This is a genomic window from Streptomyces sp. NPDC049687 (assembly GCF_044465285.1).
In the GTDB taxonomy this organism is placed as follows: domain Bacteria; phylum Actinomycetota; class Actinomycetes; order Streptomycetales; family Streptomycetaceae; genus Streptomyces.
Genome location: NZ_JBITLN010000004.1, coordinates 39887 through 63619, shown reverse-complemented (window position 1 = coordinate 63619; position 23733 = coordinate 39887). Strand labels below are relative to the sequence as shown.

At 71.8% G+C, this 23733-nt stretch carries 19 protein-coding genes and 3 pseudogenes; 10 read left to right on the top strand and 12 right to left on the bottom strand.

Annotated elements, in window-relative coordinates; translation table 11 throughout:
* The first annotated feature begins 3 nt into the window (after positions 1-3).
* Positions 4-744, top strand: coding sequence for a sirohydrochlorin chelatase (locus ACIBVL_RS14645; RefSeq protein WP_399097422.1), 741 nt, complete (start codon positions 4-6; stop codon positions 742-744).
* Positions 745-804: 60 nt separating this feature from the next.
* Here ACIBVL_RS14645 and ACIBVL_RS14640 read toward each other — a convergent pair whose 3' ends face one another.
* Complete coding sequence (locus tag ACIBVL_RS14640) at positions 805-1821, bottom strand: ketopantoate reductase family protein (RefSeq protein ID WP_399097420.1); 1017 nt, start codon at positions 1819-1821, stop codon at positions 805-807.
* 28 nt (positions 1822-1849) lie between these two features.
* Complete coding sequence (locus tag ACIBVL_RS14635) at positions 1850-2398, bottom strand: DUF1697 domain-containing protein (RefSeq protein WP_399097418.1); 549 nt, start codon at positions 2396-2398, stop codon at positions 1850-1852.
* Between the two features lie 247 nt (positions 2399-2645).
* On the opposite strand from ACIBVL_RS14635, the gene ACIBVL_RS14630 reads away from it, so the two are divergent.
* Both ACIBVL_RS14630 and ACIBVL_RS14625 read left to right on the top strand, forming a co-directional pair.
* Complete coding sequence (locus ACIBVL_RS14630) at positions 2646-4892, top strand: MMPL family transporter (protein WP_399097416.1); 2247 nt, start codon at positions 2646-2648, stop codon at positions 4890-4892.
* Between the two features lie 108 nt (positions 4893-5000).
* Entirely contained in the window at positions 5001-5975 is a 975-nt protein-coding gene (locus tag ACIBVL_RS14625; protein WP_399097413.1) for a hypothetical protein, read from the top strand.
* Here the strand turns inward: ACIBVL_RS14625 and mgt are convergent.
* Both mgt and ACIBVL_RS14615 read right to left on the bottom strand, forming a co-directional pair.
* Positions 5966-7168, bottom strand: a complete 1203-nt coding sequence (mgt, locus tag ACIBVL_RS14620; protein ID WP_399097410.1) for a macrolide-inactivating glycosyltransferase — start codon at positions 7166-7168, stop codon at positions 5966-5968. The two genes, ACIBVL_RS14625 and mgt, sit on opposite strands and share 10 nt — an antisense overlap.
* 83 nt (positions 7169-7251) lie before the next feature.
* Positions 7252-7995, bottom strand: a pseudogene (locus tag ACIBVL_RS14615) (ABC transporter substrate-binding protein); the annotation flags it as partial.
* Positions 7996-8176: 181 nt separating this feature from the next.
* On the opposite strand from ACIBVL_RS14615, the gene ACIBVL_RS14610 reads away from it, so the two are divergent.
* Both ACIBVL_RS14610 and ACIBVL_RS14605 read left to right on the top strand, forming a co-directional pair.
* Positions 8177-9040 carry a phosphotransferase enzyme family protein gene (locus ACIBVL_RS14610; protein ID WP_399097407.1) on the top strand — a complete coding sequence of 288 codons (864 nt, stop codon included), beginning with the start codon at positions 8177-8179 and terminating at the stop codon, positions 9038-9040.
* A 71-nt stretch (positions 9041-9111) separates the two neighbouring features.
* Positions 9112-9912, top strand: a pseudogene (locus tag ACIBVL_RS14605) (IS5 family transposase); the annotation flags it as partial.
* Positions 9913-10151: 239 nt separating this feature from the next.
* On the opposite strand, the gene ACIBVL_RS14600 reads toward ACIBVL_RS14605, so the two are convergent.
* Entirely contained in the window at positions 10152-11033 is an 882-nt protein-coding gene (locus ACIBVL_RS14600; protein ID WP_399097404.1) for an NAD(P)-dependent oxidoreductase, read from the bottom strand.
* Between the two features lie 96 nt (positions 11034-11129).
* Here ACIBVL_RS14600 and ACIBVL_RS14595 point away from each other — a divergent pair, with 96 nt between their 5' ends.
* Entirely contained in the window at positions 11130-11492 is a 363-nt protein-coding gene (locus ACIBVL_RS14595) for a winged helix-turn-helix transcriptional regulator (RefSeq protein ID WP_399097401.1), read from the top strand.
* Between the two features lie 21 nt (positions 11493-11513).
* On the opposite strand, the gene ACIBVL_RS14590 is transcribed toward ACIBVL_RS14595, so the two are convergent.
* The gene (locus ACIBVL_RS14590; protein ID WP_399097397.1) at positions 11514-11825 is read right to left on the bottom strand and encodes a hypothetical protein; all 312 of its coding nucleotides are present in this window, start codon (positions 11823-11825) and stop codon (positions 11514-11516) included.
* A gap of 108 nt (positions 11826-11933) precedes the next feature.
* Between ACIBVL_RS14590 and ACIBVL_RS14585 the strand changes: the two genes are divergently transcribed.
* Complete coding sequence (locus ACIBVL_RS14585; protein ID WP_399097394.1) at positions 11934-12200, top strand: hypothetical protein; 267 nt, start codon at positions 11934-11936, stop codon at positions 12198-12200.
* A gap of 41 nt (positions 12201-12241) precedes the next feature.
* Positions 12242-12640 (top strand): annotated as a pseudogene (locus tag ACIBVL_RS14580) (hypothetical protein); the annotation flags it as partial.
* A 62-nt stretch (positions 12641-12702) separates the two neighbouring features.
* Here the strand turns inward: ACIBVL_RS14580 and ACIBVL_RS14575 are convergent.
* The 4 genes from ACIBVL_RS14575 to ACIBVL_RS14560 form a co-directional block, all read right to left on the bottom strand.
* On the bottom strand, positions 12703-13428 hold the full coding sequence (locus ACIBVL_RS14575; protein WP_399097391.1) for a 3'-5' exonuclease: 726 nt from the start codon (positions 13426-13428) through the stop codon (positions 12703-12705).
* 118 nt (positions 13429-13546) lie between these two features.
* Positions 13547-14785, bottom strand: coding sequence for an SAV2148 family HEPN domain-containing protein (locus ACIBVL_RS14570; RefSeq protein WP_399097388.1), 1239 nt, complete (start codon positions 14783-14785; stop codon positions 13547-13549).
* Between the two features lie 102 nt (positions 14786-14887).
* The gene (locus tag ACIBVL_RS14565) at positions 14888-16207 is read right to left on the bottom strand and encodes a copper amine oxidase (protein ID WP_399097385.1); all 1320 of its coding nucleotides are present in this window, start codon (positions 16205-16207) and stop codon (positions 14888-14890) included.
* A 58-nt stretch (positions 16208-16265) separates the two neighbouring features.
* Positions 16266-17078, bottom strand: a complete 813-nt coding sequence (locus tag ACIBVL_RS14560; RefSeq protein WP_399097382.1) for a Tat pathway signal sequence domain protein — start codon at positions 17076-17078, stop codon at positions 16266-16268.
* Positions 17079-17269: 191 nt separating this feature from the next.
* Here ACIBVL_RS14560 and glgX point away from each other — a divergent pair, with 191 nt between their 5' ends.
* Together glgX and treY are read left to right on the top strand one after the other, a co-directional pair.
* Positions 17270-19387 carry a glycogen debranching protein GlgX gene (gene glgX, locus ACIBVL_RS14555; protein WP_399097379.1) on the top strand — a complete coding sequence of 706 codons (2118 nt, stop codon included), beginning with the start codon at positions 17270-17272 and terminating at the stop codon, positions 19385-19387.
* A 57-nt stretch (positions 19388-19444) separates the two neighbouring features.
* Positions 19445-21787: a malto-oligosyltrehalose synthase gene (gene treY / locus ACIBVL_RS14550; RefSeq protein WP_399097376.1), complete on the top strand. Its 2343-nt coding sequence runs from the start codon at positions 19445-19447 to the stop codon at positions 21785-21787.
* A gap of 171 nt (positions 21788-21958) precedes the next feature.
* On the opposite strand, the gene ACIBVL_RS14545 is transcribed toward treY, so the two are convergent.
* Together ACIBVL_RS14545 and ACIBVL_RS14540 are read right to left on the bottom strand one after the other, a co-directional pair.
* A complete protein-coding gene (locus ACIBVL_RS14545) occupies positions 21959-22405 on the bottom strand; it encodes an SSI family serine proteinase inhibitor (RefSeq protein WP_399097372.1) in 447 nt (148 codons plus the stop codon).
* On the bottom strand, positions 22402-23721 hold the full coding sequence (locus ACIBVL_RS14540) for a M14 family zinc carboxypeptidase (RefSeq protein ID WP_399097369.1): 1320 nt from the start codon (positions 23719-23721) through the stop codon (positions 22402-22404). Before ACIBVL_RS14540 ends, ACIBVL_RS14545 begins: the two co-directional genes overlap by 4 nt.
* Between the last annotated feature and the right edge of the window lie 12 nt (positions 23722-23733).

Sequence of the window (23733 nt, the reverse complement as noted above, 5' to 3'; positions counted from 1 at the left end):
CCCGTGTCCAGGAAGCCGGTCCTTCTCGTCATCGCCCACGGCAGCCGCGATCCGCGGCACGCCGCGACCGTGCACGCCCTGGTGCGGCGCGTACGGTCGATGCGGCCGGGCCTGCGGGTGGAGACCGGCTTCCTGGACTTCACCGTCCCCTCCGTACAAGGGGTGCTGGAGTCTTTGGCAGCGGAGGGCGTGCGGGATGTCGTGGCCCTGCCGCTGCTGTTGACACGCGCGTTCCATGCGAAGGCGGACATCCCGGCGGTTCTCGGGGACGCGCCGCCGCGGCTGCGCATCCGTCGGACGGAGGTGCTGGGCCCGTCCCCGCTCCTGCTGTCGGCGCTGGAACGACGGTTGTACGAGGCCGGGTTGAGCCCGGCCGACAAGTCCTCGACCGGGGTCGTGCTGGCCTCGGCGGGGTCCACGGACCCGGAGGCGATCGCAGTGATCGCAGCAATCGCGCGGGAGTGGCGGCACACCGGTTGGTGCGCCGTGCGGCCTGCGTTCGCCTCCGCATCCCTGCCGCGCACCGAGGACGCGGTGCGCGAGCTGCGCGAGCTGGGCTGCGCGCGGGTCGCGGTGGCGCCGTACGTCCTGGCCCCCGGTTTCCTGCCGGACCGCATCGCGCGCGGCGCCGCCGGGGCGGACGTCCTGGCCGATGTCCTGGGCCCGGCGCCGGAGGTGGCTCGAGTGCTGCTGGAGCGGTACGACGCGGCACGGGTGCCGTCGCCGGCGGCCGTGGGCGCCTGAAGCCCGGTACGGGCCCGGGGTACCGGCGGCCCGGTGACCGCCGGCCCGGCTCCTCGGGAGCTACCGGACCTCGGCGACCGCCTCGTCGGCCAGCCGTACCAGCTCGCCCACCGGCAGGGATCCGGGGGCCCGGCGCTCCCGCGCGAACTCGTTCGCCAGCCGCTGCAGCAGTTCGTTCAGCGGTGTGGGGACGCCGTGCAGGCGGCCGAGGAGGGCGATCTCTCCGTTGAGGTAGTCGGCCTCGATGGTGCCGGCGCCCCGGCTCAGGGACTGCCAGGAGGAGCCGCCGCCGCGCGGGGCGTCGTCGAGGGGGACGAGGGTGATCTTGTCGCCGCGTACCGCCCGCTGCTCCTCGTCGCCGACGTGGGCGATCCCGGCCGCGTCGAGCACGGCGGCGCCCTCCGCCCGCACCCGTGCGAACAGCGCCGCGGCCTCCGGGGTGTCGACCGGGCCGCTCACCGCCTCCAGCGCGTTGCCCAGGTTGGACAGCAGCTTGGCGTACTGCCAGCGGGCCACGTCCTCGACGACCGGTGCCTCGAAGCGCGCCTTCTCCAGGTCGGCGGCGATCCGGCGGACGGTGTCGTCCGTGCCGTGCGGACAGCGGCCGAGGTGGAGGATGCCGGTGAGCGGAGCGCCGGCGGCGGAGACGACGCCGGGTTCGACGTGGGTGGAGGGCAGCCAGACGCAGACTCCGTACACCTGCCGGAAACGGCGCAGGGCCAGGCGCCCGCTCTCCACGCCGTTCTGCGCGCAGACCAACGGCAGGCGTTCGGCCGCCGTGCCGCCGCCCTCGACGGGGGCCGGGCCCCATGTGCCCAGCGCCGCCTCGCTGTCCTGGGTCTTCACGGCGAGGACGAGGACGTCGTCGGCGCGCAGCACGCCGAGCTCCGCCGGTCGGGCCACCACGGGCAGTCGGTGGGTCAGCTCGCCCTCCGGCACCCTGAGCCGCAGCCCGGCGTCCCTCAACGCCGCCCCGTGCGCGCCGCGCGCGACCAGCACGACCTCCTGGCCGGCCTCCGCCAGCCGTCCGCCGACGGTGCCGCCGACCGCCCCTGCCCCGATGATGATGTAGCGCATCCCCCGAGCCTCGCACACGCCCGGTGGTTCAGGACTCGGTCATCTCCACCAGCTTGACCACCGTGTTCCAGTTCCGGCTCGTGGCCACGAGCCCCTTGTTGAGGCGGGGCCGGGACAGCATCTCGGCGAGCTTGGAGCGGCCGAGGCCCTCGGGGGCGTACAGGTAGAGGGCGCGGTCGCCGAGGCGGAACTCCTCTGGCAGGTAGGCGCTCCGGTCGAGCTCGGCGTAGCGCTCCGCCGTGACGGGCGCGGAGAAGTAGGTGACGTGGAGCTGCTTGGGCTCCAGGTCGGCGGCCGGGAACGGACAGGCCTCGGCGACCGCCTTCAGATAGGCGTGGTCGCGCACGATCACGTCCACCCCGAAGCCGAACCTCTTCTCGATCGCCCCGGCCAGCTCGGCGGCGAGGCTCTCCTCGTCCCCGTGGGCGGAGGAGAACACGGCCTGGCCGCTCTGGAGATAGGTGCGCACGCCGCCGTGGCCGAGCCCCTCCATCAGGGTGCGGAGGTCGGCCATCGGAACCTTCTTGGCGCCGCCCACGTTGATGCCGCGCAGCAGGGCCGCGTACGTCGTCGTCATGGGCCCACCCTAGGCGGCCGCGGGCCAGGTGGGTGGGGCCGGACCCTGTCGTCCGTCCCCTAGATCACAAGATAGATGTAAGGGCCCGTCTCCTCCCCAGCGGTGAGGCCGGCCCGGTCCAAGGGGAGGACTCTGTCGGCCGGTACGTCACCGGGCAGCACGATGAGATGTTTTTATCCGGCGCATACCTTCGAATCGAAAGGTGGCGGCAGGGGGCCGCCACCGCTCACGAGGGGGCAGGCCCGTCATGGCAAACGGAGATACGCGGGTACGGGGCCTGGCGGCCCGGGCCGGCGGCTGGAGCGCACGCCACCGATGGGCCGCCGTCGGCATCTGGATGCTGTTCGTCGTCCTGGCCATGGGGATCGGTTCGGCGGTGGGCACGGTCGAGGTCAAGGAGAGCGACCAGCTGGGGGGCGAGACCCACACCGCCGCGAAGATCATCGAGGATGCGGGCATCGAGGAGCCGGCCGGGGAGACCGTGCTCATCCAGGCGAAGGACGGGTCGGTCAAGGCCACGGACGCGGAGTTCCGGTCCGCCGTGGCCGCGGTCGTGAAGGCGGTGGAGGGGACCGGCAAGGTCACCGACGTGACCTCGCCGTACGACACCGACACGATCTCGAAGGACGGGCGCAGCGCGCTCGTGCAGTTCGACATGCGCGGCGACTCCGACACCGCGGGCGAGCGGGTCGAGCCGGTGCTCGAGGCCGTCGACGGGGTGCGCAAGGACCACTCATCGCTGCGGATCGAGGAGATCGGCGGCGCCAGCATGATGAAGACGTTCGACGACGCGTTCGGCGACGACTTCCAGCAGGCCGAGTACTCCGCGGTGCCGGTGGCGCTGGGCATCCTGCTGATCGCGTTCGGCGCGCTGGTGGCGGCGCTGCTGCCGGTGGCGCTCGCGCTGACCGCGATCATGGCGACGACGGGGCTGATGGCGATCGTCAGTCACTTCCAGCCGATGGACGACACCGCCAGCTCCGTGATGCTGCTGGTCGGTCTGGCCGTGGGCGTCGACTACTGCCTGTTCTATCTGCGCCGCGAGCGCGAGGAGCGGGCGGCGGGCCGGGACGCGGAGACCGCGCTCAGGATCGCCGCGGCGACCAGTGGCCGGGCCGTGATCGTCTCCGGTGTCACCGTGTGCGTGGCGATGGCGGGCATGCTGTTCACCGGGCTCGCCACGTTCGAGGCGATGGGCCTGGCCTCCCTGATGGTGGTGGCGGTCGCCATGGTCGGTTCGGTGACCGTGCTGCCCGCGCTGCTGTCGCTGCTCGGTCAGCGTGTGGAGAAGGGCCGTCTGCCGTTCCTGCGGCGCCGCACGAACGGCAACAACGGCAGCCGGTTCTGGTCGGCCGTCCTGAAGGGTGTGCTGGCCAAGCCCGTCGTGTCGGTGGTCGTCGCGACCGGCGCGCTGCTCGCGGTCGCCGCCCCTGCGCTCGGTATGAAGACCCAGAACCTCACCCTGGACCAGGAGTTCGGCGACTCGTTGCCCATCGTGCAGACGTACCAACGGCTCAACGAGGCGTTCCCGGGCGGCTCCGACCCCGCCACGGTCGTCGTCAACGCGGACGACATCAACGCCCCCGAGGTCAAGGACGCGCTCGCGCGGTTCAAGGAGCAGGCGGTCAGCTCGGGTGCCTCGCGCGGCCCGGTGGAGATCAAGCTGCACGACGCGCAGAACGTCGCCTTCGTCTACGTCCCGCTGGTCGGCGGCTCCGACCAGGACAAGGCGGGTGCGAGCCTGGACAGGCTGCGTGACGAGGTGCGGCCGGCCACACTCGGCACGGTGGACGGGGTACGGGCGCCGATCACCGGACAGGTCGCGGGCAACCAGGACTTCAACGACCAGCTGATCGGCTCGGTCGTCCCGGTGTTCGCGTTCGTCGTGGTCTTCGCCTTCCTGCTGATGCTGCTGTCGTTCCGCTCGCTGACTGTCGCGATCACCTCGATCGTGCTCAACCTGCTGTCGGTGGGCGCCGCCTACGGCATCCTCGTCGCCGTGTTCCAGCACGGCTGGGGCGCCTCGCTGGTGGGCGCGGAGGGGGTCGGCGCCATCGTCACCTGGCTGCCGCTGTTCCTCTTCGTGATCCTGTTCGGCCTGTCGATGGACTACCACGTGTTCGTGGTCTCGCGGATCCGCGAGGCGCGGCTGCGGGGCCGCAGCACGAACGAGGCCATCAAGCACGGCGTGGTCACCACCGCCGGTGTCGTCACCAGCGCCGCCGTCATCATGGTCGCGGTGTTCGCGATCTTCGGGACGCTGTCCATGCAGTCCATGAAGCAGATGGGTGTGGGCCTGGCGGCGGCGGTGCTGATCGACGCGACGATCATCCGGGGTGTGCTGCTCCCGGCGGTGATGGCGCTGCTCGGCGAGCGCAACTGGTACCTGCCGACGTGGCTGCGCCGGCTGCCCGACATGACGCACGACGAGTCGCCGGAGGCCGTGACGGCCGGGACCGCGCGCGACGACGAGGGCGAGCGGCTGACTGTCTGATTCCGGCCGCCATGGCGGAGGGCCCGTCGGTTCCGGGGGAACCGACGGGCCCTCTGTGCCGTCTGGCCTACCGGACCATGCGCGTTGCCGACGGGGGAAGGACGGCACATGGACAGACGGAGCCTGTTGAGGGGTGCGCTCGGGGGCGCGGTGGCTGGACCGGTCGCCGCGCTGACGGTGGCGGAGCCGGCCAGTGCGGCGCCGGCCGGGTTCGACGTCCTGCTGGGGGACGTCACCTCGGGAAAGATCTACCGCTTCGACCGGAACAGGCCGTTCACCGCCGCCCACGTGAAGTGGTCGTATCTGCCGGGGGGCGGCCATCCGATGGAGCACAGGCCGCGCGACACCGACGGCGACGGGCAGGTGCTGCTCATCGCGACCGGTTCGCGGGACAGCGGGGTGGCGAGCATCCGCAGGCGGCGCGACAACAAGCTGCTGTGGTCGGCGAGGCTCGGCACGTATCTGCACGGCATCGAGCGGGCGCGCGGGACGGGTGTGGTGGTCGTGGCGGGCCGCAGCCGGGGACCCGCGCCGGGCGGCGACGGAGGCGCCACCACCGGTGGCAGGATCTACGTCTACCGGCCCACCAACAGCCACAGCGGCTCCCTCGTACACGCCCAGACGTTCGGTTTCCACCAGGCGCACGGGGTGCTGTGGGACCCGCGGCTGGAGCGGATGTGGATCATCGGCGGCAGTGTGCTGCAGGCCTACCGCATCGTGACCACGGCGAGCTCCGCGAAGCTCGTCGCGGACCCCGACCGCAGGGTCAAGGTCACCCGTGGCCATGACATCCAGCCGGACTACACCGACCCGGGCAAGCTGCTGTTCACCGACACCAACGGCGTCTACCGCTACGACAAGGCCACCAAGAGGGTGACCACGCTGCACACCCGGCGCAAGGTCAAGTCGTACGTCCGGCACTCCTCGGGCGAGCAGATGTGGACCGGTGCGGCGGAGTCGGGCGGCAGCGCCTTCGGCACGAAATACGTGCACTTCAATGTCAGCGGTGTCACCCGCCCGCTCCAGGTGGGCAGCGGCCCGATCGTCTACAAGGCGCGCATCGACACTCCGAACTACCTCTGAGCGACCGGTAGTTCGGCCTCGATGAGGTCGGCTGCCCGCCGGGTGCCGCCCTCCACGGCCATCTCCTGCTGGACGTCCTTCAGCCGCCGGGCGACCTCGGGATCGTCGACGAGCGCGAGGGCGGCCTTCCGCAGGGCCTCGGCCGTCGCCTCGGCCATGGGGATGTGCCGGGCGACTCCGAGCCCCTGCAGCATGTCCGCGTTGCCGAACTGGTCCACGGCCTGCGGTACGGCGATCATCGGCGTCGCCGTGGCCAGCCCCTCCTGGCTGCCGCCCGCGCCGGCGTGCGTGACGAACAGGTCGGCCTGCTTCAGGACCGCCAACTGCGGTACCCACGACCGCACTTCGACGTCGTCCGGTACGACGCCCAGCGCGGCGGGGGTGACGTGCTTGCCCACCTGGAGCACCAGGTGCCAGCCGGGCAGCTCGCCGAAGGCCTTCACGCACTCCCGGTAGAAGGCCGGCTGCCTGGTGAAGGACGAGCCCAGGGAGACAAGGACGACCTTCTCGGCGCCTGCGGGCCGGGTCCACTCCCCCTCGCCGGCGCGGTCGCCCTGGCAGGCGCCGACGAAGCGGTGGACGGTGTCGTCCACCCGGTCGGCGTGCGGTTGCAGGGCGCGGGGGATCAGCACGATCGACCGGTCGGGCCGACCGACGAAGGTATCGGGGTGCTCGGTGATCCCGTTCTCCTCGAGCCAGGCGTGGAAACGGGCGTAGTAGGCCTTTCCGCGCTCGGTCTTCTTCGGTTCCGCCCACATGGGCCCGGCGACCTCCTCCTCGTAGCCCTCCCAGGCGACGAGGTTGGGTGAGAGGGAGATCGCGGGAACGCCCCAGCGGTGAGCGAGGACGCGGGCGGGGTAGGCGGTGATGTCGTGCAGGACGAGGTCGGGTTCGTCGCCGTCGTAGGCCGCGATCAGCTGCGGCAGCGCCTGGATCGCGTCGGCGAGGAAGGGCTCGACGTTGTCGAGGAGGGTGCTGCCCCAGGCCTCGGGGTCGTCGTCGGGCGAGGGCAGGGTGGAGTGCCACGGCCTGACCTCGGCGCCGGTGGCCGCGACCTTCTGGGCGAAGACGGGCGGGATGGCGTAGGTGACCCGGTGCCCGCGGGCGACGAGTTCGCGGATCACCTCCAGGCTGGGGTTCACATGGCCGTGGGCGGCGATGGAGAACATGGCGATGTGTGCGCGACTGGTCATGCGACGACGCTAAGCGAGACGATACGTCTCGTGCAATCGTATTTCATCGGTGCAGGTCAGCGCTGGTAACGCGCCAGTACCACGGCGGTGTGCAGGGCGGGGTCCCGCAGGGCCTCGGTGCCGGTGGGCAGCATCCAGTCGCCGAGCGCGAGCCGCACCATGTTCTTCGGCCGGAGCAGGAAGTCGAGGAACTCGACGGCCTCCTTCTTGTGAGGGCTGTCCTCGGCCACGGACAGGGTCTGCGGACTGACCCCCTGGGCGAGTCCGTCGGCTCCGGCCGGGGCCGGCAGCACCTGCCAGTCGAAGCCCTTCGGCGCCTGCTGGGCGATCTGCTGGCGGTAGGAGAAGCCGAGCGGGACCATCGCGTACTTGCCGCCGAAGAAACCCGGCAGGGTGTCCGAGCCGCCGCTGCCCAGGGTGGTGGGCGAGGCGCTGCGGTCGGTGTTCGCCTGGTCGTGGACGGTGCGGGGCACGACCTCGTCGGCCGCCTCGAAGCGGACGGTGACCTTGCCGTCGGCGCCCCGGTGGAAGAGCCGTCCACCGGCCGACAGGGAGAGGTTGAGGGTGGCGGAGACGGGTTCCTTCAGCGGCCAGGCCACGCCGTACCTGCCGTCGCCGCTGAGCTGCTCGGTGATCTGCCGGAACTCCGCCCAGGTCCACGGGCGTTCGGGAGTCGGGATCCGCACGCCGGACTTCTTCAGCCAGGTGGCGTTGGCGACGAGGACCCGCGGTTCCTGGAGGAAGGGCACGCCGTAGAGCAGCGGGCCGACGCTCAGCACCAGGAACCAGGCACCGTGCCCGGTGGCGCGCCCCACCGGCCTCCTCACATCGGTCACCGATGCCACGGAATCTCCCCCTTTGCGCGGCACTGCCGGGCCCGGTCATGGTCGTGAAGGCGACGGGTCACGTCAAGGGACCGTGCACCTCGTCCGACCTGTGCGGATGCGAGACTGGCCGTCGGATGGCGAGAACCCGACGCCATCGCGACGTCGGACAGGGAGGCGGACGGTGGACGAGGCGCGGGCACGGGACGTACTGGCCCGGGCAAAGGTGCTGCCGGGTCCGGCAGGGCAGGCGCGGCTCCTCGCCCTGGGCGAGAACGCCGTGTTCGCCGCCGGTGACCTGGTCGTCAAGGTGGGCCGGGACGCCGAGCTGCTGGACCGGGCCCGGCGCGAGGTGGCGATCGCCGGCTGGCTGGCCGGGGCGGGCGTGCCGGCGGTACGGGCGGCCGGCTCCGAGGCACTGCTGGTGGAGGGCCACCCCGTGACCGTGTGGCACCGGCTGGCCGACCCCGTACGGCCGGCCGAGCCACGGGATTTGGCCGAACTGCTACGGCTCGTGCACGCACTGCCCTCCCCCTCCTTCGGTCTGCCGCCCCGCGATCTGCTGTCCGGGGTGGAGCGCTGGCTGCGGCTCGCCGGCGAGGCGATCGACCCGGCGGACGCGGCGTATCTGCGAGAGCGCAGGGACGGCTTCGCGGCGGCCGCCGCCGCGCTCACCCCGCAGCTGCCGCCCGGCCCGATCCACGGCGACGCGCTGCCGCGCAATGTGCACGTCGGCCCCAACGGGCCGGTCCTGGTCGACCTGGAGACCGTCTCGGCCGATCTGCGCGAGCACGACCTGGTGGTGATGGCCCTCTCCCGCGACCGCTACGGCCTGCCCGCCGACGCCTACGACGCCTTCACACAGGCCTACGGCTGGGACGTACGCGAGTGGGAGGGCTGCACGGTGCTGCGCGGTGCCCGGGAGACGGCGAGCTGCGCCTGGGTCGCCCAGCACGCCCCCACCAACCCCAAGGCGCTGGCGGAGTTCGAGCGGAGGGTGGCGTCCCTGCGGGACGGCGACGCGGCGGTGCGCTGGTACCCCTTCTGACGCGGCACTAGGGACTGTCTCCGGTTAGTGATCAAGCTGCGGGTGGGATGCCCGTCCGGTAGGACTGTGGTGTGACGCGTGCGCAACTCACTGATAACGAGTGGGAGTTCATCGGGCCGTTCCTGCCTGTCGGCAGGTTCGGTCCGTATCCCGAGCGGCTGCGGGAGCAGTTCGAGGGTGTGATCTGGCGGTTCCGTACCGGCGGCCAGTGGCGGGAGATGCCCGAGCGGTTCGGCGCCTGGCAGACGGTCTACAACCGCTTCATGCGATGGCGGGACGCGGGTGTCTTCCAGGCCCTGTTGGAAGAGGCGATCGCCGAGGCCGCCCGCCGGGACGAGATCGACATGTCGCTGGTCAGCGTGGACTCCACTACCGCGCGAGCTCATCACGACGCGGCCGGCATGCGGGTCAGCGAACAGGCTCTTGCCGCTCTTGATGAGGCGGCCACGCAAAAAGGGGGCGCGTGCGGGGAACAAACCGGGCAGGCCAGCGAAAATGACCCGGCCCGGGCCGAACGCCGCCGTATCCGCTTACGACGGCGGGCCCGACTGACGGCCGCCCTGCTCGGCCGCTCCCGCGGCGGGCTGACCTCCAAGATTCACCTGGCCGCCGACAGACGCTGCCGGCCGATGGCGCTGCTTGTGACCGCCGGGCAGGCCGCCGACAGCCCCCAGTTCATCCCGGTCCTGAGCAAGGTGCGGGTCCGCCTGCCTGTCGGCCGTCCCCGCACCCGGCCCGCTGCCGTGGCCGGCGATAAGGCCTACTCCTCCCGCGCCAACTACGCCCACCTGCGCAAACGCCACATCAAGGCGGCCATCCCCGAGAAGAAGGACCAGGCCGCCGACCGCAGGAAAAAGGGCAGCCGGGGCGGCAGCGGGAGGCGGCGGTCATCGTGAGCTCCTGGCCGTCGCGGACGCGTAGGCACCGTAGACCCAGGTTTTCTCCGGTCCGCGGGAGTAGTCGATCTCGTTCTTGATGCGGTGTCCGTCCGGTGACCAGCCCGGTGCCGGCGGGAAGGTGCGGGGGATCACCGGGCCGAGCTCGTCGGCGCAGACGACCGTCGCGCCGTCGGGCGGGCTGGTGTAGAGCTCGACGATCCGTGTTCGGCCGGTCAGTGCACCAGCAGGTCGATCACGCCCGTCAGGTCCTCCTCGCCGCTACCCTCGGCCAGGCGGCGGCGCATCAGCTCGAAGTAGGGGCTGAGCAGTTCCGGGCTGACACCCTGCTGCTCGGCGGTGCTCAGGAAGGTCGGCGTGCCGGCCACCTGCATGGCGAGGTTGGAGACGACGCCCTTGGTGTAGTCGCCGCTGCGCAGCTGGTCGGCGGTCTGGTGAACTGCCGGGACCATCGCGACGAGCCAGTCGGCGAGCAGCGGGGCGAGCGCCGCGGGGTCGATGTCCTCCTTGCGGATCAGGGCGAAGGCGTGCGCGGCCCCGGCGAACATCCCATACATGGCGCTGAGCAGGGCCACGTCGTACAGGGCCGCGAAGCCCGCGTCCTCGCCGACGTAGGTGGTGTCGGCCGGGACGCTCAGGGTCTCCTGGTGCCGCTCGAACAGCTCCCGCGAGCCGCTGTAGAAGACGTAGCCGCCGGCTTCCGGGACGCCGATCATCGGAGGGACGGCCATGATCCCGCCGTCCAGGTAGCGGCCGCCGCGCTCGCGGGCCCACTCGGCGCGGGCGCGGGCCTGGGCAGGGGTGCTGGTGGTCAGGTTGACCAGGTCCCGGCCGGCCAGGTCGGCGCCGGCCAGCACCTCGTCAACCGAGGCGTCGTCCAGCAGACAGACGACGACCAGGGTGTTGGCTGCGACCGCCTCAGCGGCGCTGTCCGCGGCGCTCGCCCCCGCGGCGGCGAGCGCCGCGGCGTGGGCCGGGGTGCGGTTCCAGACGGTGAGCGGGTGGCCGGCGGCAAGCCAGGTACGGGCCAGCGCGGTGCCCATCGCGCCGAGGCCCAGCAGCGTGACGGGAGTCTTCTCAACAGTGTTCTGTGCCATGCCGATTAGGCTGGTCACTGGCCCGGAGGTGATCAAGTACGCACTTGGTAGTGGGTGGTTACCCCGGGGTGAGCGAGCACGTCGGAAGGGTGGGGCATGACAACGCTGAACCGGCCGGGCGCACCAGACGGACACGTCTGCGGGATCGACACCACGATGGAGGTGATCGGCGGCAAGTGGAAGGTGCTGATCCTCTGGGCGCTCCACGAGCACCCCTGCCGTCGCTTCGGCGAGCTGCGTCGACTGCTTCCGGGGATCACTGAGAAGGTGCTCGCCTCCCACTTGCGTGAGCTGGAAGCGGACGGTGTCGTGCACCGCGTCTCCTACGACGAGGTGCCGCCCCGCGTCGAGTACTCACTGACCGAGGACGGCAAGCGCCTCAACGACGCACTCCAGCCGCTGGCCGCTTGGGGTCGCGAGCGGCCGACCAGTCGAGGGCTGGAGGAGAAGGCAGGCTAGGGTCTGCTGTGAACGTGCTGGTCACAGCCACTCGTTGATGACCGCGACCAGCACGGTGGCTTCGTATCGGACGGCGAGTTTGTCGTATCGCGTGGCCACCGCCCGGTGGCGTTTCAGCCGGTTGATGCCGCACTCCACCGCATGGCGCTCTTCGTAGTCGTTCTTGTCGAACTTCGGTGGTTGCCCGCCGTCAGAGCCGCGCTTGGTGTGCCCAGGAGCGTGCAGGCTGGGCTTCCACAGGCGTTGCGATCCGGCGGCCGGTACCGGCTCTGGAGGGGCTGAACGCGTCCGAGCTGCCAGTGGAAGCAGCCGTGTTCGGACCAGCGGGTGCATGCGCCGTCGGCGTGGATGGCTGCGAGGTCGGCGACGGCGACGACGTGTCCCTGTACAGGCTTCTAGTGCCGCATCAGGCAACGTTTGCCCTGCCTGTACGGTCGGGGCATGGATGCCAGCGGCCAGCCGACTCTTGATGAGATCGAAGATCGCTTCGTTGAGCTTGTCGCGGGCTGGCTGTCCCGGGACGAGGCTGACCGCTGGGCGGCGAGGTGGGTGATGGAGGACAGGTTCGTCTGGGACGACTTGTCCTGGTGGGCCCTGAACCGCCTCTATGGAATCGATCTTCCCGCGAGCGATGGCGGCGGCTACCTGCACGATGCCGAACAGGTCCGGGAATGGCTCGCTGAGCTGAGGAAACGCCGAGCGATGTGAAGCCGTCGCAGCACCGTCCTGCAGTCCCGGTCGCTGTCAGGATGTGCGCATGGCCGAACGGGTGCGGGTACGTGAGATCGAAGGCCGACTTCCTGGTCGCCGAGGGGGTGGTCGACGACATCAGCCGCGAGGGCCTGCGGGCCCTGCTCCGCGAGGAGGGCGTCTCCTTTCAACGCATAAAGACCTGGAAGACCTCCCGCGACCCCGACTACGCCGCCAAGAAGGCCCGCGTCGAGCACCTCTACGCGATCGCCGACGGCGAGGTCATACCCGAGGGCGGCGAACCCGAAGTCGTCTTATGCCTGGACGAGTTCGGCCCGCTCACCCTCCAGCCCCAGCCCGGACGGCAATGGGCCGAGCGCGGCGGACGGCACAAGGACCCCGACCGGGAGCGCCGGCCCCGGCGGCGTGCGACCTATACCCGCCCGTACGGGGTCAGGCTGGCGCCGAGGGCACGCACTGGACGCCGCTCCTTGACGGGCAAACGTCGCCTGCCGCGGCACTAGGGGGCGGGGCTGTCCGCGGGCTCCCGCACCGGCCAGGCTCCGTCGATCACCGCGTCCGTCTCGCCCTTGCGGCGCAGGAAGCTCTGGAAGTCCGCCGCCCACTGCGCGTACCACTCGATCTGACGGCGGTGCAGCTCCGCCGGACCCAGCGCGCCGACCTTGGGGTGGCGCGCGGCTATCGCGCAGGCCAGGCGGGCCGCGGCGAGGGCGTCGGCGGAGGCGTCGTGGGCGGCGTCGAGGGTGACGCCGTACTCGGCGCAGACCGCTTCGAGGTTGCGCTTGCCACGGCGGTAGCGGTCGGCCCAGCGGTCGATGGTGTACGGGTCGACCACGGGTGCCGGGTCGAGGCCGCCGAGCCGGTCGCGCAGGGAGGGCAGGCCGTGGCGGCGCAGTTCGGCGGAGAGCAGGGTGAGGTCGAAGGCCGCGTTGTAGGCGACGACGGGGACGCCCGTGCGCCAGTAGCCCGTCAGGACGTCGGCGATGGCGTCCGCGACCCGGTCGGCGGGTCGTCCCTCGGCGGCGGCCCGTTCGTTGCTGATGCCGTGGACCGCCACCGCGTCCGCCGGGATCTCCACTCCCGGGTCCGCCAGCCACTCCTTGCGTCCCAGGACCCGCCCGTCCCTGACCTCGATCACGGCGCCTGTGACGATGCGCGCCTCGCGCGGATCCGTCCCGGTCGTCTCCAGGTCGAAGCCGATCAGCAGCTCCCGGTACCAGGCCATGACGGCCCCCCTTCTTGGTGGTGCTTCCCCCAGTGGTCTCCACCTTCCCATGCACCACTGACAATCAGAGGACCGCGTTCCGCTTACCGCTCCGGCGGGCACACGCGACCCAGGCACATCAGGACACGGGGCGCGAATCAGCCCAGGCCAGTTCGAATTCCTCGCGGTAGGCGGCGAAAAGGCCGCCTTCGTCCACCTCGCCCGACTTGACCACCCGGTGGCCGCCCCGCAGCACCAGCACCGGCGCCTCCATGCCGCGCATACGCCGCAGGTAGGACTGGATGACCGCGATGCCGTCGGTGCCGTCGCCGTCGACGAGGTAGGCGGTGAAGCGGGGCGTCTCGTCGTACACCTGGATCTGGAAGGCGCCCGGATCACGCAGCCGGGAGCGGACGCGGCGCATGTGGAGGATGTTCATCTCCACCGCGCGACTCAGTTCGCCCCGTTTCATCCCGAGTTCGCGTTCGCGGCGCTTGACCGCGCTGGAGGCCGGGTTGAGGAAGAGCAGCCGGACACGGGTCCCGGCCTCGGCGAGGCGGATCAGGCGGCGGCCGGAGAAGTTCTGCACGAGCAGGTTGAGGCCGATGCCGATGGCGTCGATTCGGCGGGAGCCGTCGAAGATGTCCTCGGCGGGGAACTGGCGCAGCAGCCGCACCCGGTCGGAATGGACGGCGACCACGTCCGCGTACCGGTCGCCGACGAGGTCCTCGACCGCGTCGACGGGCAGCCGGCGCGCGGACGGCACGTCACCGCCGGTGCCGAGCATCTCCAGCAGCCGTGCGGAGGCCCGTTCGGCCTGGCCGAGGACGGCCTCGGACAGGGCCCGGTTGCGGGAGACGACGTTACGGGTCACCTCCAGCTCGTCCAGGGCGAGTTCGACGTCGCGGCGGTCGTCGAGGTACGGCTCGAAGCACGGCCAGTGCTGCACCATCAGCTCGCGCAGCTGCGGCAACGTGAGGAACGAAATGACGTTGTCGTCGGCCGGGTCGAGCAAGTAGCCCTTGCGGCGGCTGACTTCGCGTACGGCGACCGCGCGCTGGACCCATTCCTGTCCGGCCGGGCCGGCCGCGGCGACCACCCACTCGTCGCCGTGGACGGGCTCGTAGATGGGCCGCAGCACGGCGGCCACCACGGCGCGCAGCCGCTGTTCCACGAGGTTCAGCCAGATGTAGGCCCGGCCGGCCCGCTGGGCGCGGGTGCGCACCTCGCGCCAGGCGTCGGCGTCCCAGTCCAGCTCCGGTCCGATGGAGTTCGTCTCCATCGGCCGGGCCAGGGACACCGTTCCGGGCGGGACGTCTGTCGAGCTCCCCTCGTGACCCTCGTCACCAGGGGGCAGCTCCAGCCCTCCCGAGCCCACCCAAGCACCGCCTTCCGCTCCCCCGAGCTCTCCCCGTCCCAACGATCAAGGAAGGGTACTCCGGGACCGGTCGGCGGTGCAGCCGGATGGGCAGGTCGTTTCTCAACTGCCGGGGTACGGATCCCCGTTCTCACCCTTGAGCGCGGACGGCGTGAGCGGATTCATCGCGGTGACGTCCCTCGGGGCTATGGAGAAGCCCTGCCAGTGGACCGGCATGGGCTGCTGGTCCTCGTCGCGCGCGATGTGGTGGAAGCCCACGTTCACCCAGACCACCGGGTGCTTGAGGGTCTGTCCGTCGACCCACTTGTCCACGGTCCTGGGGTGTCCCGTACCGCAGTTGAGAGGGTTGTTGCTGGCGTACATCTCGCACTTGTTGTACTCGGTGAAGTAGACGTCGTGCTTGGTGAAGCCGCGTCCGGAGTACTTGGTGGTGGCGCCGGGGACGAGTTCGTAGCTGCGGGCGTGCCCGTCCTTGTTCTTGCCGATGTTGCTGACCACGCGCCACCAGCGCATGTTCTTGGCGTCGCCGACGAGTTCCTTGGTGACCGGGGTACGGGTGGTCTTGTTGGTCGGGCCCTGCTGGCCGCTCGCGGGCGGGCTGACCACCGAGTCGTACTGCTCGATCTTGTTGGCGGAGGAGCCGTCTAGGCCGAAGTCGAGCCGCCAGAAGACGTTGTGGCTGTGGCTGGTGGCGTAGGCCTTGGCGCCCTTGCCGATGGGCCAGCCGCGGCCGTCGCCGGCGTCGTAGTCGAAGGGCGAGAGGCTGCCGGTGGCGCCGACGTTCATGTTGACCGTGCCGTCGTCGGAGAAGCGCCACTCGGTCATGTACTCGTACCAGCCGACCTGGTTGACCGTGTAGATCAGCAGGTCCTTGCCCTGCGCCTGGTAGACCTTGTTGGGCGTGTCGGCCTGCATGCGGTAGGCGTGGCCGCGCGAGCGGGTCGTGGTGCACAGGCCCTTGACGTTGGGGTTCTGGTTGGGGGACTGGGGGACCTTCACCGTCTTTATGGTGCCGCCGGGGCACTCGGCGGGGGCCAGGTTCACCAGACCGGAGCCGAAGTTGTAGTCGGTGACGTCGTTGTACTCGTTCTTGCCGTCGTCGTACGGGACGTGGATCTGGGCGATCTTGGCGCTGGTGAAGACCCGGATCGGCTTGGGCTCGCCGGGCGGCTGGTAGGTGACCTTCTCCAGGACGAGCCCGGACTTGGCCTCGTAGCGCCAGCACATGCGCCAGGTGGTGCCGGTGGAGAGCTTCTGCTCGATGCGGTAGGCCGCGCTGCAGTCGGCGGCCGCCGCCGCGGGGGCGGCCTTCGGCTGGGCGACGGCGGGGCCCGCCCCGGCGGTCGCGCCGGCGGCCAGCGCGGCCACGGACAGGCCTACGGCCGCTCCCTTGCGGGTACGGCTCACTCTGTTCAGGTGCATGAGGACATGACTCCTAGAGCAGGACGTGCGTGTGGGAAAAGTGGACGTGAGGGCCGGCTCAGCCGTTGAGTCGGGCGACCTTGCCGGTGCTGAGGTCGATCACCAGGGACCGGGCGTCGATCCAGGGACCGTTCTTGACCTTCGGCAGCAGGCGCACGCAGCGGTGTTCCCCGCACGTGTCGAGGCCGGCGGGCTGTCCGCCCGGCACCGCCCGGTAGACCATGCTGGCGAGCAGCAGCTGGTCCGGGGAGGTGAGTTCCTTGCCGGTGGCGTCCTTGTAGTCGGCCTTCAGGCCGGCGCCGAGCGGGTCGGCGATCAGCAGCCGGGCCGCCTCGGTCTGCTCCTCGGGGCTCAGCGGCGGCTGTACGCCGCGCTGGGTGCCGGTGTTCTCGACCTTGCCGGTGTCGAGGTTGACGGTCCTGGTGACGACCGTGTCGTTCTTGTAGTCGTAGAAGGTCACGTCGGCGCGCCGGGGCGCGTCCGGGTCGTCCAGTTCGTCCGCCTCGGGCGCGGCGAGCTCGACGCCGAGGCGCTGCGGGCCGCGGTCGCCCTCGACGTCCTCCGCGGCGTTGAACTGCTGCCGGCTGAGGGCGACGCGCTCCGCCCGTTTCATCTCGTCGTCGGTGAGCGGGTCGCTGCCACGGCCCTTCTCGCCCTCGTCCGGGGCCTGCTCGACGACGCCCGGCCGGACCGCGCCGCCCTGGTCCCCGGCCGCCGCCTGTCCCGTCGTCTGTCCGGTCCTGCCGCCTCCGGTGTCGTCCGCCCCCGCCGTGCCCGGCAGGGTGATCCCCACCATCACGGCTGTCGCGGCCACCGCGATGGCCGTACCCGCCACCACCTTGCCCAGGTGGCGGCGCACTGTCGTGCGCACAATTGCCCCCTACTCCCCCTGTTGCCCGGGAGTACGTTTCTCTGCCCCACTGGTTCGGCATGCGCCGTATGCCGGCGCATGCACTGGTCGTCAGGTAAGAGGCATGTAAGTCGGAGGTGGTTCCCTCACTTTCCGGGAGACTCGACGGCAAGGCGCCCCCGGCGCCGCGGCACACCTGAAAGAGTCGGTTCATGCAGGTCTGGCCTGGAGAGGCGTATCCCCTCGGTGCCACGTACGACGGCGCCGGCACGAACTTCGCGGTCTTCACGGAGGCCGCGGACCGAGTAGAGCTGTGTCTGCTGCACGACGACGGCTTGGAGACGGCGGTGGAACTGCGGGAGAGCGACGCGTTCGTCCGGCACGCGTACGTGCCGGGCGTGATGCCCGGGCAGCGCTACGGCTTCCGGATGCACGGTCCCTACGATCCCGCGCGCGGACTGCGCTGCAATTCGGCGAAGCTGCTGCTCGACCCGTACGCGAAGGCGGTCAGCGGCTCCATCCGCTGGGGCGAGGAGGTGTACGGCTATCCCTTCGGCTCCCCCGACAAGCGCAACGACCTCGACTCGGCGCCGCACACCATGACGTCGGTCGTGGTCAACCCGTACTTCGACTGGGGCGACGACCGGCTGCCGCGCACCGAGTACCACCACACGGTGATCTACGAGGCCCACGTGAAGGGCCTGACGATGCGCCATCCGGGGCTGCCGGAGGAGCTGCGCGGCACCTACGCGGCCCTCGCGCACCCGGCGGTGATCGAGCACCTGACCAAGCTCGGGGTGACGGCGCTGGAGCTGATGCCGGTGCACCAGTTCGTCAACGACCACCGGCTGGTCGACATGGGCCTGAACAACTACTGGGGCTACAACACGATCGGCTTCTTCGCCCCGCACAACGCCTACGCCTCCTGGGGCGACCGCGGCCAGCAGGTCCTGGAGTTCAAGTCGGCGGTGCGGGCGCTGCACGAGGCGGGGATCGAGGTCATCCTCGACGTGGTCTACAACCACACGGCCGAGGGCAACCACCTGGGGCCGACGCTGTCCTTCCGGGGCATCGACAACCAGCGCTACTACCGGCTGGCGGAGGATCCCCGCTACTACATGGACACGACGGGGACGGGGAACTCGCTGCTCATGCGGTCCCCGCACGTGCTGCAGATGATCATGGACTCGCTGCGGTACTGGGTGACCGAGATGCACGTGGACGGGTTCCGCTTCGACCTCGCGGCGACCCTGGCCCGGCAGTTCCACGAGGTGGACCGGTTGTCGTCGTTCTTCGACCTGGTGCAGCAGGACCCCGTCGTCTCCCAGGTGAAGCTGATCGCCGAACCGTGGGACCTGGGCGAGGGCGGCTACCAGGTGGGGAACTTCCCGCCGCTGTGGACGGAGTGGAACGGCAAGTACCGGGACACCGTGCGCGACCTGTGGCGGGGCGAGCAGCGCACGCTCGCGGAGTTCGCCTCCCGGCTGACCGGCTCGTCGGACCTCTACCAGGACGACGGGCGCCGCCCGCTGGCCTCGATCAACTTCGTGACCTGCCACGACGGCTTCACCCTGCACGACCTGGTGTCGTACAACGAGAAGCACAACCATGCCAACGGTGAGGACAACCGGGACGGCGAGAGTCACAACCGGTCCTGGAACTGCGGGGCGGAGGGCGACACCGAGGACCCGGAGGTGCTGCGGCTGCGGGCCCGGCAGATGCGCAACTTCATCGCCACGCTGCTGCTGTCCCAGGGCGTGCCCATGATCAGTCACGGCGACGAGTTCGGGCGTACCCAGCAGGGCAACAACAACGCCTACTGCCAGGACAGCGAGCTGGCCTGGGTGGCGTGGCCGGACGGCGAGGGGCCCGGCAGCGAGCTGCTGGAATTCACGCGCGCGTTGACACGGCTGCGGGGGGAGCACCCCGTCTTCCGGCGGCGCCGCTTCTTCCACGGACGGCCCGTGGAGGGCACCCACGACGAGCTGTCGGACATCGCCTGGTTCACTCCGGAGGGCAAGGAGATGACCGCGCGGGACTGGGAGCGGGCGCAGGCGTCGGCGCTGTCGGTGTTCCTCAACGGCAACGCGATCTCGGAGCCGGGCCCGCGCGGGGAGCGGATCACCGACGACTCCTTCCTGCTGCTGTTCAACGCCTCCCCCAGATCCCTGGAGTTCGTGGTGCCGGTCGACCACGGGCGGCAGTGGCAGGTGGTCGTGGACACCGCGGACCCGGAGGAGGTCGCGCAGGGGGCGGGCCGCAAGGTGCAGGCCGGGGACCGGCTGACCCTGGTGGACCGGAGCATGACGGTGCTGCAGCGGCCGGCCTGAGGCGGCCGGCGGGGCGGTGGTGACACGAAAGGGGGCCGGGCGGGTACGTAGGTGTGCATGACCTCTGCGCCCCCCGCTCCCGTCCTGCCCACGGCCACCTACCGGCTGCAGCTGCAACCCGCCTTCCCGTTCGCGGCCGCGGCGGCGGCCGTGCCGTATCTGGCCTCCCTCGGGGTCTCGCATCTGCACCTGTCGCCGGTCCTGGAGGCGGTACCCGGCTCCTTGCACGGCTACGACGTCGTCGACCACGCGCGCGTGCGCGAGGAGCTGGGCGGCGAGGAAGGACTGCGGGCGCTGGCGCGCACCGCGCGGGAACACGGGCTCGGGCTGGTCGTGGACCTCGTGCCGAACCACATGGCCATGGTCCCGCGCCACAACCGCGCCCTGTGGGAGGTACTGCGGGAGGGCCCGAAGTCGCCGTACGCGCGCTGGTTCGACATCGACTGGGAGGCTCAGGGCGGCCAGGTGCTCGTCCCGGTGCTCGGCGGACCCGTCGGCAGGGAGCTGGAGCACCTGCGGGTGGACGGCGACGTCCTGCGCTACCACGACCATGTCCTCCCCCTGCGCGAGGGCACCGGGGAGCTGCCGCTGCCGCAGCTGCTGGACGCCCAGTGGTACCGGCCGGTGTGGTGGCGGCTGGCCCGCACCGAGCTGAACTACCGGCGGTTCTTCAGCATCTCGGAGCTCATCGGGGTGCGGGTGGAGGACCCGGAGGTCTTCGAGGCCACGCACGGCAAGATCCTCCAGCTGCTGCACGAGGGCGTGGTCGACGGTCTGCGGATCGACCACCCGGACGGCCTCGCCGACCCGGACGACTACCTGGAGCGGCTGCACGAGGCCACCGGCGGCCGCTGGACGGTCGTCGAGAAGATCCTCGCGGACGACGAGCGGCTGCCGGACTCCTGGCCGGTCGCCGGCACCACCGGCTACGACGCCCTGCGCCACGTGGACGGCCTCTTCACGGACCCCGCGGGGGCCCGGGAGCTGCTGGACCTCTACCGGCGCTTCGCGGCCCCGCAGACGGACCGCGGCGGCGACTGGGCGGCGACCGCGCGGCGGGCGGCGTACGGGGTGCTCTCGCACGAACTGGCGGCCGAACTGGACCGGCTGACCCGGCTCGCGTCCCGGGTGTGTGCCTGCGCCCCCGACCCGGCCCTGCGCGACCGGGCGCCCTGGGCGCTGCGCACGGCGCTGGAGGAGCTGCTGGTCCGGCTGGGGGTCTACCGGCCGTACGCCTCGGGTGACCCGGCCGCCGTGGTCACCGAGGAGGCGGCCGAGGAGGCACGGCAGGCGTTCGTGGTGCCCGAGGAGGCGGGCGCGGTCGACGCGGTGCGCGCCCTGGTGCTCGGCGGGGAGGGTCCGCTGCGGGCGGAGTTCCGGGCCCGGTTCGCGCAGACGGCGTCCGCGCTGCGGGCCAAGTCGATGGAGGACACGGCGTTCTACCGCTACGTTCCGCTGCTCGCGGCGAACGAGGTGGGCGGCGAGCCGGGCCGCCCGGGGGTGTCCCCGGCCGGCTTCCACGCGTACTGCGCGCGCCTGCAGCGCGACTGGCCGGCCACCGGGACGGTCGTGTCGACCCACGACACCAAGCGCAGCGCCGACGTACGGGCCGCGCTGGCCGTGCTCACCGAGTGCCCGGGCCGCTGGGCGGAGGTCCTGGAGCAGGTCACGCGCACGGAGGAGGAGGTGGTCGACGGGCAGCTGGCGTGGGCGGCCTGGCAGACGGTCTTCGGGCTCGGGCCCGCCGCCGCCGAGCGCGTCCAGGGGGCGCTGCTCAAGCACGCGCGCGAGGCGGGCCTGTACACGAGCTGGACGGAGCAGGAGCCGCCGTACGAGGAGGCGGTGGCCGCGTTCGTCACCACGGGGCCGTGCGGGGCGCCGGGCGGGCGGGTGGCGGAGCTGCGCAACGCGCTGGAGCCGCACATCCGGGCCAACGAGCTGGGTGTGGCACTGGCTCAGCTGACGATGCCGGGGGTGCCGGACGTCTATCAGGGGACGGAAAACGTGTACCGCGCCCTGGTGGACCCGGACAACCGGCGTCCCGTACGGTTCCCGCCCGAGGACTCGGACCCCAAGAGCGGGGTGACCGCGGCGGCGCTGCGGTTGCGCCGGCGGCGGCCGGACGTCTTCGGGACCGCGGCGACGTACGAGCCGTTGTCGGCGGAGGGTCCGGCCGCGGAGCACTGCCTGGCGTTCGCGCGCTCGGGCGAGGTGGTCACGGCCGTGACGAGGCTGTCGCTGCGGCTGACGGAGGCGGGCGGCTGGCGGGACACCCGGCTGCCGTTGCCGCCGGGGCGGTGGGCCGACGTGCTGGCCCCGGAGCGGACGTTCGAGGGGCACGCGCGCGTGGGCGAGCTGTTCGCGCCGCTGCCGGTGGCGTTGCTGGAACGGGTCGGCTGAGCAGGCCCCCCGGCGGATCAGGGGGTCCGACGATTCCCGCCGCAGGGCGCACGGACCGGGGTGTCGCGCTCTGGGCGCCCGCGACGGCCAGCACGGCACGCCGCGTGTGCCGGCACCGCCTGCCGCGGACCGGCACACGTGCGTGCCGCACGCGGAGCCGCCCTGCCGGACTCAGACCCCGGGCACCTGGGCGTCCCCGTCGTCCAGGGCGAACACCGCTCCGGTGCGGGCGCCCATCTCGCAGGCGTTGCCGAAGGTCTCGGCGTACTCGACGGGACGCCCGTTCCACTGTCCGCTCGCGCGGGCCGTCACCGGGGCGTACACGAGGGCGCAGATGGTGTCCTTCGCCGCCGGGAGGGCACGGACGTCCCCGTTCACCGCGGCGAGCTGCTCGCAGGCCTGGGCGGCGCGGCGGTGGCCCTGGGGCGGGGCGCACAGCAGCAGCGTGCCCCGGGTGTCGGCGGACTGCGGGGTGCCCCGGGTGACCGTGAGGTGGAGCCAGTTGCCGGAGAGGGAGTCCTGGGAGGCCGCCTTGGCCGGCGCGGCGCCGGTGGCGAGGAGGAGGGCGGCCGCGATCGGCAGGGCGCGCCGCAGCGGTGTCGTGGAGAAGTGCTTCATTCCCGGTGCATCGGCACGGCGGCCTGCGTTCCCCAGTCCGGCTCACCCGAACGCGCGGGATCCCGGTGCCGACCGGCCAGTTCGAACGCGGCGAGCACCACCCGCGCCTGGTACTCGGCCTGCCGGGCCACGGGGATCCAACGGGCCTGGCAGTCGTCCAGGTAGGCGGCGCACCACCGGTCGATGAGCGCGTCCAGCTCCGGCAGCACACCGGCCGGGTCGCGCCCGGAGCCCCTGACGAGCTGGAACAGCAGGCCCGCCGTGCGGACGGCGATGCGTCGGCCGGCGATGCGCAGGGCGGTCAGGTGGGCGGTGCTGAGCGGTGGCAGGGGCCGGCGGGGGTCGGCGGTGTCGGGGTCCCAGGCGTCGGCGAGTCCCGGGCAGACCAGGAGGTAGTCGTCGACGGGTGCCAGCAGGCGGGCCGCCTCGGGCGCACCGGCGTGCTGGGGCCGCACACGGGTGAGGATTCGTTCCAGCACCTGTACGTCCTGGCGCAGGGCGCCGCTCACGGCGTGCAGCACGGCGTCCCGGTCGGCGGGCGGGGAGCCGTCCTCGACGGCGGCGACCCCCCACATGGGCGCCTCGACGACCGCGGTGACGGTGCCGTGCCGGTGCGGGTGGTACCAGGTCGACTCGACGGCGGCCTCGGTGATGGCGGCGGCCAGGTCGCCCGGATGCGGCGGCGGGATCCGGTAGACGGCGGGTCCCAGGTTGGGCCAGTACAGCGTGTCGTAGGGCCCGAGTTCGCGGGGGATGCCGAGCCGGGCGGCGGCGTGGGCCACCCGCCGGTCGAGACCGGGCAGGTCGCGGGTGAGTTCCACGAAGCCGCCGCCGACGTCGACGCCGTGCAGCGAGCACTGGAAGAAGGGTTTCAGTTCGTCCTGGAGGCGGAGCAGGGCGCGGGTCTCCGGCAGTGCGGCGGCGGCCGCCCCGTCGGGCAGCCATTCGGGCTGTTCCAGGAAGCCGGGCCGGAAGAAGTGCCGGAAGTAGCGGCCGAGGCTGTAGGGGCCGGTCAGCCAGCCCTCGTTGCGGCGCAGTCCGTCCGGGTCGAGGCAGAGCAGCAGGTTCCAGGTGGCGTCGGCGCCCTCGGTGAGCCGGGGGTCGGCGAGGGCGCGTTCGGCCAGCCTGAGGACGGTGGCGCCGCCGACGGGTTCGTTGGCGTGCGGTCCGGCGACCACCAGGGCCTGGCGGGTGCCCCGGCCGATGGAGAGCAGCCACAGGGGCGTACCCGCGCGGGAGACCCCGACGCGGCGCAGCCGGGCGTCCCGGGGGCGGCGCGCGGCGAGCGCGGCGGCACGGGCCGCGAGTTCGTCCACGGTCGGGTAGCG

Excerpts from the sequence above, each read along its gene's own strand:
- glgX (WP_399097379.1), top strand. The coding sequence starts at position 17,270 with ATGCAGGTCTGGCCTGGAGAGGCGTATCCCCTCGGTGCCACGTACGAC.
- mgt (WP_399097410.1), bottom strand. The coding sequence starts at position 7,168 with ATGACCAGTCGCGCACACATCGCCATGTTCTCCATCGCCGCCCACGGC.
- ACIBVL_RS14640 (WP_399097420.1), bottom strand. The coding sequence starts at position 1,821 with ATGCGCTACATCATCATCGGGGCAGGGGCGGTCGGCGGCACCGTCGGC.
- ACIBVL_RS14590 (WP_399097397.1), bottom strand. The coding sequence starts at position 11,825 with ATGCACCCGCTGGTCCGAACACGGCTGCTTCCACTGGCAGCTCGGACG.
- ACIBVL_RS14630 (WP_399097416.1), top strand. The coding sequence starts at position 2,646 with ATGGCAAACGGAGATACGCGGGTACGGGGCCTGGCGGCCCGGGCCGGC.
- ACIBVL_RS14575 (WP_399097391.1), bottom strand. The coding sequence starts at position 13,428 with ATGGCCTGGTACCGGGAGCTGCTGATCGGCTTCGACCTGGAGACGACC.
- ACIBVL_RS14625 (WP_399097413.1), top strand. The coding sequence starts at position 5,001 with ATGGACAGACGGAGCCTGTTGAGGGGTGCGCTCGGGGGCGCGGTGGCT.
- ACIBVL_RS14585 (WP_399097394.1), top strand. The coding sequence starts at position 11,934 with ATGGATGCCAGCGGCCAGCCGACTCTTGATGAGATCGAAGATCGCTTC.
- ACIBVL_RS14545 (WP_399097372.1), bottom strand. The coding sequence starts at position 22,405 with ATGAAGCACTTCTCCACGACACCGCTGCGGCGCGCCCTGCCGATCGCG.
- ACIBVL_RS14600 (WP_399097404.1), bottom strand. The coding sequence starts at position 11,033 with ATGGCACAGAACACTGTTGAGAAGACTCCCGTCACGCTGCTGGGCCTC.
- ACIBVL_RS14595 (WP_399097401.1), top strand. The coding sequence starts at position 11,130 with ATGACAACGCTGAACCGGCCGGGCGCACCAGACGGACACGTCTGCGGG.
- ACIBVL_RS14565 (WP_399097385.1), bottom strand. The coding sequence starts at position 16,207 with ATGCACCTGAACAGAGTGAGCCGTACCCGCAAGGGAGCGGCCGTAGGC.
- treY (WP_399097376.1), top strand. The coding sequence starts at position 19,445 with ATGACCTCTGCGCCCCCCGCTCCCGTCCTGCCCACGGCCACCTACCGG.
- ACIBVL_RS14635 (WP_399097418.1), bottom strand. The coding sequence starts at position 2,398 with ATGACGACGACGTACGCGGCCCTGCTGCGCGGCATCAACGTGGGCGGC.